Origin of the sequence: Streptacidiphilus melanogenes (genome assembly GCF_000787835.1) — a bacterium.
GTDB classification, from domain to species: domain Bacteria; phylum Actinomycetota; class Actinomycetes; order Streptomycetales; family Streptomycetaceae; genus Streptacidiphilus; species Streptacidiphilus melanogenes.
In genome coordinates this window covers 66867-76302 of record NZ_BBPP01000042.1, presented here as the reverse complement: position 1 = coordinate 76302, position 9436 = coordinate 66867, and the positions used below count along the sequence as shown (strand labels likewise).

At 65.8% G+C, this 9436-nt stretch carries 6 protein-coding genes; 2 read left to right on the top strand and 4 right to left on the bottom strand.

Annotation, left to right across the window (positions count from 1 at the left end):
- Nucleotides 1–143 precede the first annotated feature (143 nt).
- Nucleotides 144–983: a tetratricopeptide repeat-containing protein gene (locus TR49_RS40510; RefSeq protein WP_052434814.1), complete on the top strand. Its 840-nt coding sequence runs from the start codon at nt 144–146 to the stop codon at nt 981–983.
- Nucleotides 984–1008: 25 nt separating this feature from the next.
- Here the strand turns inward: TR49_RS40510 and TR49_RS40505 are convergent, their stop codons facing one another.
- A complete protein-coding gene (locus TR49_RS40505) occupies nt 1009–1527 on the bottom strand; it encodes a hypothetical protein (protein ID WP_052434813.1) in 519 nt (172 codons plus the stop codon).
- A gap of 103 nt (nt 1528–1630) precedes the next feature.
- On the opposite strand from TR49_RS40505, the gene TR49_RS41915 reads away from it, so the two are divergent.
- The gene (locus TR49_RS41915; RefSeq protein ID WP_160311668.1) at nt 1631–2083 is read left to right on the top strand and encodes a transposase; all 453 of its coding nucleotides are present in this window, start codon (nt 1631–1633) and stop codon (nt 2081–2083) included.
- 149 nt (nt 2084–2232) lie between these two features.
- Here the strand turns inward: TR49_RS41915 and TR49_RS31930 are convergent, their stop codons facing one another.
- The 3 genes from TR49_RS31930 to TR49_RS31920 all read right to left on the bottom strand — a co-directional run bounded on the left by TR49_RS31930 (nt 2233) and on the right by TR49_RS31920 (nt 9130).
- A complete protein-coding gene (locus tag TR49_RS31930) occupies nt 2233–2769 on the bottom strand; it encodes a hypothetical protein (protein ID WP_042387775.1) in 537 nt (178 codons plus the stop codon).
- A gap of 380 nt (nt 2770–3149) precedes the next feature.
- Entirely contained in the window at nt 3150–4088 is a 939-nt protein-coding gene (locus TR49_RS31925) for a LysM peptidoglycan-binding domain-containing protein (protein ID WP_052434812.1), read from the bottom strand.
- Between the two features lie 107 nt (nt 4089–4195).
- Nucleotides 4196–9130: a LamG-like jellyroll fold domain-containing protein gene (locus TR49_RS31920; RefSeq protein WP_236653615.1), complete on the bottom strand. Its 4935-nt coding sequence runs from the start codon at nt 9128–9130 to the stop codon at nt 4196–4198.
- Between the last annotated feature and the right edge of the window lie 306 nt (nt 9131–9436).

Below are 9436 nucleotides of genomic sequence, written 5' to 3'. Positions count from 1 at the left end.
CGCAGTGCTCGCCGATGCTCTTCACAGAACATCGACAATTGATCACCGGGCGGGCAGGATGGTTCCCGCCTGCCCGTCCGCGCTATTCCCCCGTTGCCGCAGATGGCGGCGCTGTTTTCGCTGATGGGCTGGGAGGGCGAGGGATGGGACTGTTCGGCAATCGCCGACGGGAGAAGGCGAGAGCCGAACTCCAGAAGAACTACACCTATTTCTGCAGGGTTCTGGCTGCGGAGAGGCTCCGCCTCATCGAGTCAGACATGCGAGCGGCCCGTGACCGGGCCCGGGCCGAGCTCGGCGACGATGATCTGCTCACTCTGAAGCTCTGGCAGTTGTACGCACACACCCTGGGCAACCTGGGCCGGGGCGAGGAGGCCGAGCCGGAGTTCCGCGCCGTGGCCGCGGCGGCGGGTTCTGCCGCAGAAACTCAGCCGACCCGGCTGCTCGCCCTCACCAACCGCGCGGCGGAGCTCTGCTTCCTGAAGAGATTCGCGGAGGCTGTGACACAGGCACAGGAGGTGGTCGAGACCGCCGGGATCATGCCCCCACCAGACGACGTGTTCACCCGGCTGTCCGGTCTCAACACCCAGGCGATGGCTCTCACCGGCCTCGGTCACGCCGCAGAGGCGGAGGCGCTGGCTCGCAACGCGCTCACTACGGCGCGGGACAGTGGCCCCGTGTTTGGCAGCCTCCGGCGTGTGCTGTGCGTCAACCTCGCCGCCGCGCTGAACGCCCAAGGGCGTCACACGGAGGCGCTGGAGGCCCTTACCGAGGCGGATCGGGTACTCGCTCCCAAGGTCACCGCTGGCGGCACCAGCGCGATTGCGAAGGCTCGGGCAACCGCGCTCCTGGCCCTCGACCGGCACCAGGAGGCCTTGGAGACCGCCCGCGCAGGCCTGACAGCCGCGCTCACCGGCTTCGGCGAGAGCCACACTCGCGTCCGCGAACTCCACGTGTTGCTCGCCGACGCCGAGGCAAGGGTCTAGCCAGCCTCGGCTTTTAGGGGTCGTGTCATTTCGGACGGCAGTCTTCCTCCGAGCGCTCCTGGAGAGCACGGATCTCGGTCGCTGTCGTTCCGCTGAGCCGCTGGGCGGCGAAGCGCAGCTCGGTTTCCCACGCTCGGAAGGCATCCGGCTGATGGTCCGCGATGTAGTCGACGTAGTACTCGTCGCCTACAGCCTGGAGGAACTCACGTTCCGCTCCGGTCTGCGCTGATGTCAGGCCCTGCCAGACCCTGGCCGCTACCTCCCCAGGGGTCTTCGTCCCCGCTGCGAGCTGGCCGGCCAGGTGGTGAAGAAGGCAGCGTTCAGCGGTCTCCTTGCTCGGCATGGACTCGCCGAGCTCGTGGACGGCTTGTCGGAACAGTTCTGAAAGTTCGGTTGTGATCTCGCTTTTGCCACGTCCGGCCAGGTCGCGAAGCGCGAGCGAATCCAGGCCAGCCGCCAGTAACTCGGCTGCCCGCATCGGCAGGTCTTCGGACTCGACGATGCCCACGACGTACTGCCAGGCGACCACGAACAACTGATCCATGCCGACATCCTCCCGAATACCGGGCGCCCACGACGAGCGCATTCCGCGCAGGTCGGGAAGCGGTCGCGGCGCCTCTCCCTACTCTCGGCACTCGCTGTCGGTGATGACGCTGGAGGCGCTTGCGTACACGCCGAACCCGCCCTGGAAACCGACCCTGGGCGACGGACACGCCCGCCTGTCCGCCCTGTTCCCCCGCAAAGGCTGCCGCGAGTGCGACGACCGGCTGCAATGCACCGGCAACGTCGAGGGCAAAGGGCGCCACATCTCCTTGCTGCCCCAAGCCCAGCAGGAGATCCAGACCAGGGCCCAGAACGAGCAGGCCACGGACGAATGGCGTCGGCGCTTCGCACCACCAGCCGGTTGCGAAGCAACCGTCTCCGAAACCGTCCACGCCCACGGACTGCGCAACTGCCGCTACCGAGGCACCACGAAAACCCACGTCCAACACGTCCTCACTGCCGCCGGAACCAACGTCATCCGACTCAGCCAACGACCCGACCGACAACACCAGCCCGGCACACCGTTCCACCGGCTCTGCAAACGGCTCGCAAGCTGAAGATCACCAACAGCATCCGGACTTCCGGCCAGAGCTATCTTTGGGGAGCGTTCAGCATGGGTGCTGACGGCCCGGCGACCTTCAGTCGCCAGGCTCCGTGTCCTGTATCAGGCGGACATGGGCGGTTGAGAGCACTCCTGTCCGATGGCCTACTCCACCGTGAGCCGGTAGACCAGGTCCTCGAACCGCGGAGGGTTGGTGTTGCCGAGGTTGCAGTGATAGATCCGCTCGCTGACCGAGGGCTCCTCGATCCACATGCCCGCCCAATCTCCCCACCGCTTGACGCGCGGCGCATACCTGCCATCGAGCGTCTGTTCATAGACGTTGCAACTGAGGATCTTTCCCCCAGGCGCGACATACGGATACGTCATCGAGTCGGGCAACCCCTCATCGCTCCACATGTGCATCCGGGGAAGAAGGGTCCCGTCGAGTAGACAGAGCCCGCCTCCCGGGACCTGGATCTCGATCCCTTGCCGCAGGTAAGGTCGCGCGCCCTCGATGGTGATGGTCAGACGCCCCTCATGGGGAACGTCCCACATGTCCCCGGTCAGCACGGAGTGACCGTCCCAGGTGATGCGGGGCGGCCCGGACTGCACGCCGTCACCAGCTCGAATCGAAACGGCATCCGTCATGGCCTCCCTGATACACAGGTCTGACAGTGAGTAGTCGATGTTCAGCGGATCCATCCGGTGACCGTACTGCCTCGGACTCTCGCCCACGTGGTTGGGGCGCCCGACCGCAGGAGCCGCCGGGCCCAAATGCGAAGGAGAAATCGCTTGGGCGGGGTCATCCACGAGTACCGGCATACTGCTTGAGCTGTATGGATGAGGTCTCGGCAGGCAAAAGGTACCTGCGGCCTTGCGATCTGCGGCCGACCGGGCTGATCTGGATCGCGAAGTGGCACCCAAGCACGAGCCGAAGCGGCACCTGCGCCTCGTCATCTGGATCCCGCCAGACAACGACAAAGGCCCGCCGACCTGGAAGCTCTTTCCAGACCGACGGGCCTTTCAGCCTGTCGGGACGACAGGATTTGAACCCTGCGACCCCTTGGCCCCCAGGCGCGAGGTCAGCCGATGGCGATGATGGGGTGGTCGGCGGGGTTGATCCACTGCATGACCTGGGCCATGAAGGTGGCGGGGACGGCGACGCATCCGGCGGTGGGCCCGGCCTGGGGGCCGAGGTCGTGGAAGAAGATGCCGGCGCCGCGGCCCTTGACGGCGGGGTTCATGTTGAAGTTGATGACGAGGGCGTTGTGGTACTGGGTGGGGTAGTTGATGAGGTGTTCGCTGCCGTCGTCACCTTGTTCGGTGAGATGGAAACCGCCCTGGGTGTCGGTGCGTATCTGGTTGTAGTAGGCGCTGGTGGGGTCCTCGACCCACCAGTCGTGGGTGGTGACCTGGTGGTAGGGCATCTTGGTGCCGGGGTTGGCGCCGACGCCGAAGCCCTCGGTGATCGTGTAGGTGCCGGTGGGAGTGGTGTCGGTGCCCTGGGTCCGGGTGGCCCCGTTGGTGATGCCGTTCGCCCCGACCCGCGCCCCCGTCGTGGTGGCGATCTTCTGCCAGTTGCTGCCGCTCTTGGCCCACAGGGTGACGGTGGCGTAGGAGCCGGATGCCTTGACGGTGATGACCTGGGTGGCCTGGCCGACCGCGACCGGAACCGGGAACGGGTTCGCGGGTGTGGGGTTGGTGACGTAGGAGCCGGCCGGGAGGACGAGCTTCTCGCCGGGGTGGATCACGTAGGGGGAGGCGATGTGGTTGGCGGTGGCGAGCGCCTGGTAGCCGCCGGGGACGTGCTCCTTGTAGGCGATGCCGGACAGGGTGTCGCCGGAGACGACGGTGTAGCTCGACACGGGGGTGGTGCCGGGCGGGGTGGTGGCGGCTTGGGCGCTGTTGGCGGTGGCGACGGCGGAGACGGCGGCGGCCGCGCTGAGGGCGGTGGTGGCCGCGGCCCGGCGGGCGACGGGGGTGCGGGGCTTGGCGTGCCGGCCGCGGGGTGGCGTGTCCATCTGTGGGCTCCTGCCTAAAATTATGAGTGAGTGGGGCCTTTGGCCCCACTCACTTGCTTTGGAGTGCAGTGCCGCAGGTTGTTCGATGTCGCCTGCGGCCAGTGTGCTTAGTTGATCTGCTGGTAGAGAGCTGTGATCTGGTTGGGCGTCAGGGCGTAGTTCCAGGCCTGGAGGTCGCTGACCGAACCGGGGAAGTAGTCGGTCATTGCTCCGTTGTACTGGTCGGCTCCCAGGTTGAGGACGCCGGTGGCGCTCCAGGGCGTGACCCCGGTCTGTGAAGCGGCCAGGTTGCCGTTGACGTACAGCTGGACGGTGCCCGTGGTGGCGTTGTAGACGCCGACCAGGTGTGTCCAGGTGTTGGCGGTCACGCCACTGGTGTATGCGCCCTTGAAGGAAGGGTTGGCGGCGTCGGCCCCAGTGAAGGTGAAGGCCCACATGGGTGCGTTCGTGTGGCCGTAGTTGTACTGCAGGAAGAACGGACTGCTCACTGTGCCGCTCTCTGCCAGCACGCTGGCGTTGTGCGTGGGTAGGGAATTGACGTTGACCCAGGCTGAAACGCTGAAACTGTGTCCGGTGTTGATGACGGATGTGTTCGTGCTGGCGGCAGCGCCGGCGGTTCCATCCAGTGAGAGGACTTCGCCGCGGGTGCTGTCGTTGGTCCAGGTGGCGCCGGTGCTACTCAGGTTGAACGGACTGTTGCCGACGTTGGTGGCGGTGTCGCCGATGGTGTACGGGGTGTCGGTGGCGGCGGTGTCGTTGGCGAACGTGTAGCCGGTGCCGTCTTTGAGGAGCCAAGTGTCGTGAGGAGACAGGAACGAGGTGGTCTCAGCTGCGTAGCCGGCGTTGGTGATGTTGACGTGGTCGCCGGGGTCGATGGCGGGGTTGAGCTTCTCCTCGCCGTTCGTGGTGTCAGGGACCGCGACAGCGGCGTCGAAGTCTGCGAAGTAGACGGGGGGCGTGGAATAGGGGCCCCAGCCTTGCGGATCGCTTTGATCGGTCGTGGAGGAGAGCCAGTCGTTGATGTTGTTGCGATAGCCGTCGACAGTGCTGGTACACGGGTCGTTCGGGGTGGCTCCGTCTCCGTTGAAGCCGTCGCAGGGGGTGAGGGAGGTCAAGGTTGTGCTCACGCCCCAGGCGTTCAGGTACTGCAGGAGAGCGCTGTAGCCATTGGCGAGGACGTCGTTGTCGGTGTTGCCGAACAGTACGTCTTCGAGGCCCTCGTCGACGATGACGTTGCTCAGGCCGGGTTGGTCGAGGATGTCCCGGTCGATGCGGGACAGGGCGGAGGGGCCGCCGTAGGTGCTGCCGTTGTAGGTTTCGGGGTTGTCCTGCATGAGTTGGTTGGACTCGATGCCCTCGGCCAGGGTGCCGTACGGGCTGGGGGTCGTCGGCTCGGCGCCGGCCATGGTGTCCGACACGCGGTAGCCGGCCGTGTTGGTCGGTGTGGTGTTCGGCTGGCGCGGGTCGATGAGGCCGTCACCAAGCACTGCCTGGGTCGGAACGTTGTTGATCGTAGCGACGTCGACGTCGGTGACCAGGTTCGTGAACCAGCCTGAGTACGTGCCGGTGCCGGAGAACGGCGTGCCGGTGGTGTCCGCAGTCTTGTCTCCAGCCCCGGTGGCGGTCAGGTACTGAAAGGCGTTGTTGGCGTAGGAGTGCTCCACCAGGTAGGGCACGGAGTTGCTGAGCTGGTACGAGACCAGCACGTACTGGGCCGCGGTCACGGTGAAGGCGAGCGGGTCGCTGTAGACCATCGCACCGTCAGGGATGGATGTGGACTGGCTGCCGCCGAACTTCAGTGTGATCGGTGTCGCCGATGGCACCGGGGATGGCGAAGATGCGCTTGAGGACAGTGCGATGGTGGCGTGGCCGATGTTCAGCGGGTTGGTGCCCAGAGCGTTGTCGAACTTGATTCGCACCATGCCGCCGGACAGGGAGGGCTTGATGGCGATGCGGAACGTCTGGTTGCTGAAGTTGCTTCCCTGGTAGTTGTAGCTGCCTTCGTTCGGGTTGGCCCAGACGCCGGTCCAGGTCTGCCCACTCGGTGCGCTCGCGGTCGTCGTGTTGCGTGCCGCGACGCTGAAGATGTGAAGTCCCTGCCCGTTGTTGCCGACCTGCTGACTCACATCCGGGAGGGTGACCGAAAGGACCGTCTTGCCCGCGGTGATGGGGACGGCGAACGGGTACAGCTTCGGTCCTGAGCTCGGCGTGGTCTGACCGCCTGACGAGTTCCAGTGCGGCAGTGTTACGGCGGCGATAGAGGTCGGGCCGCCGATCCAGTCGGGCACGGTGAGGGTGTAGGTGCTGCTGGTGCCGTCGCTGTAGTTGACCGTTCCGCTCGCCGGGCACTCAGCGTTGGCATTGGCGCCGTTGAAGCAGTAGGTGCCAGTAACACCGGTGTTCTCAGGGACATAGGGGGCCGTGGCGTCCCCGGCGATGGCACCCGGTGTGGTGAAGCTCGCGTTGGTGGAGGTGGCAAGGAACACCAGGGCGTTGCCGCTCACCCCGGTGCCGCCGTTCAGGGTAACGGTCTGGTTTGCGGCCAAGATGTTGTCCGCCTGCCCCGATCCGTAGGCGGGCAGCACGAACTTGGCGCCGTCGATGGTGACAGCACCGCCGCTGCTCCAGCCAGCACTGGACAGGTCGGAGGCAGAAATGCTGTGGGAGGAGCCGTCCGCGTTGCCCAGACCGGGGTTGCTGTCCGGGCTGATCGCAGTGTTGTTGAAGCAGGCGCTCACACTCGGACACGTGCTCGCCGCGTGACTGGCGACGAGGAACCTGTACCCGTACATGCCCGATACGTCGCCGGCGCCGTCGACGCCGTAGACCCACAGCGTGTGCATGCCCGGCCAGTTCGGGGTCACGGTCGCTTGCGCAGTGCTGGTGGAGCCGTTCGTCGTAGCCGTGACGGTCTCAGAAGTTGGGGGGTTGCTGGTGGCCGGAGGCGCGTCGAGGTTGTAGATGAACTTCGTTGCGGTTGTCCCGCTCGTGGTGCTGAAGCTGAAAGTCCCAGCAGTCCCGGCTGGGTTGCCAGCGGTGGTGTCGCTGCCCGGCAGGGACTCGGGGTAGGTGTTGTTTACGGAAGCCACCGTCGGCGTGTCGGGTGCGGCTGGCTCGGCGGTGAAGTGGCAGGTGGGAGACTGGTTGTAGGTGGTGGAGTCTTCGCCGTCCGTGAAGACGACCTGCCAGTCGACGACCTGGCCGCTGGTCAGAGAGCTGACGAAACTGGGGGACATGGGCCCGGGAGGATACGAGCCACTAGAATAGTTGTTCGCCGTCGTGACGGTGTACTTCGTGGTCGTCCCGTCGATCCAGTACTGGTAGGTCGCCTGTAGTTCGTCGCCGTCCGGGTCGGAAGCCTTTGCCCGCAGACTTGGGGGAGTGCTGGCGATCGTCTTGCCCATGTACGGGTACGGCTTGCCTGTCGCGCAGGCGGCGTTGTCCGAGCCCGACACAGCAGCCATGGTGTCCGCGTTCGGGGGTGACGGGGGAAGGTTGTAGTAGATCTGCAGAGCGGGATTGTCCGAGAATCGGGAGAAGCCCAAGTCGTCGCCGCTCGCCTCGGCGGAGTCCTCGCTCAGCGTCACCGCGAAGGTGGACTGGCGACCCTTTGCGTCGTCGTAGATCGGCGTGTAGACGTTGAAGCCCTGCGAGACGCTGCCGGCGGTGGAGCAGTACTTCGGATTCCAGGCCCGTCCGAAGGTCTGTGAGGTGGCGTAGTTATTGTAACGGGGTCGGTTGTTCCAGTCTGTTCCGGAACCGATTCCCCCGGACCAATGCAAGTTCACTGTGTAGTTGCCAGAACCGCAGGACGCCGAGTACACCTCGGTAGCCTCGATCGTGGCCGTATGGATATGGGAACCGAACAGCACGGAGGGCAGCGACCACTGGTAGATGGCGTGCTCGTCGCCGGCAGCGCAGTCGCCTTCCTGCCAGCCGTTGTAGCCAACCCCGAGACGCCCGAGATCGGCCGTGTCGCCAGTCTGACCATAGAAGGAGTGGCCCGGGCAACCCTGCTTTACCTCGTCGAACTTCGGTGCGCTTGGATTGCTCGGATGCCAGTTGAACGAGGGCGGCGCGGCTTCGTATATCGGCCACACGGTTGCCGCCGAAGTGAGCATGCGCGTGTCGGCGGTCAGTTCCAGTGCCCCGCCGGAGACCCTGTCCTTCAGCTGCGCCACCTTGGCGGCGAGCCCCGGATGGGCCGCGTCGGAGGGATCCGCTCCGATCCGGGCATCCGACTTCGCGTGACCAAAGACGTTGAGCAGCTTCGTGTTGGAGTCCCAGACCTGCGGTGCCGCCGCCTCCAACAGCGCCTGCCCCGAGCCGGCGACCACCGCAAGCCCTCCGTCGGCGGCCTCCTCCAGGCGCCCGCCCGTGACCTGGGTTGCCAGCTTGAGCTTGGCGAGTGCCGGATTCTTGGCCGCAGCAGCGGACTTGATCACCAGCGTGTCCGAGAACCCGCCGGTCGACGTGGCCGAAACCACCAGGTCCACCTGCGGGAACACATCGCGGTAGGTAGCCGTCGCGCCGGACACCACCGGAGCCGGCAGCAGACCGGGCCACGTCACGGCAAGGCCAGCTCCTCCCGAGCGCGTGCTGACCAAGGCCCCCCGGCCACCGCCCGAGAAGGCCACCTGCCCATACGCGACCGCTGCCGGAGACCACGACCCGTTGCTGTTGCGACGCAGCGTCAGATCAATCGACTTCCATGCGCCGTGTACCTGTGTGCGTACTGGCTCCGTGTTCGAATCCAGAAGGAAGCCACCCTTCAGCGAGGCGACGACCTCTTGCGTCGGCGACGTCAAAGCCTCGACCGTCACGGTCTTCCCGGTGCGCTTCGCCTGGGCTGCTGCGGAAAGCATTTCAGCCTTCTGGGCCGAGGTCGCCTCGTACCCGTCGGGCAGCCGCGTGCCCTCCGTGCCGCGGCCTGCCCGCGGGGCAGCCGGGGCGGAATGCCCCGATACGTAGTTGTGGTTTGCGGTCGCAGCGCTGGGCTGTGCGGAAGCGGGTGCCAGCCCCACCGTGCTGAAGCTCAGCACGAGTGCAGTCGTCCCCGCTACTCGCAGCCTGCTTCGCAGCCTCGTCCCTGTTGGTCGGCGCATCAGATAGGAGCTCCCCGTTCGACATCGGACCATCCGGTCGCCGCAGGCTAGAGGCCCACGACCCATGCTGCCAACGGCACCCCGTCGGCGGGTGACCGGTATGCCCGCCAAGATCCGCTGATATGTCAATGTGCCCGTCGTGAGAGCAAGTTAAGAACCATCAGTGGAGACCTGGTGACCATGTTGCACAAGCCATGTCAGCTGTTAGCGTGCGCCTGATTTGCGTGATCGTCATGGCTTCAT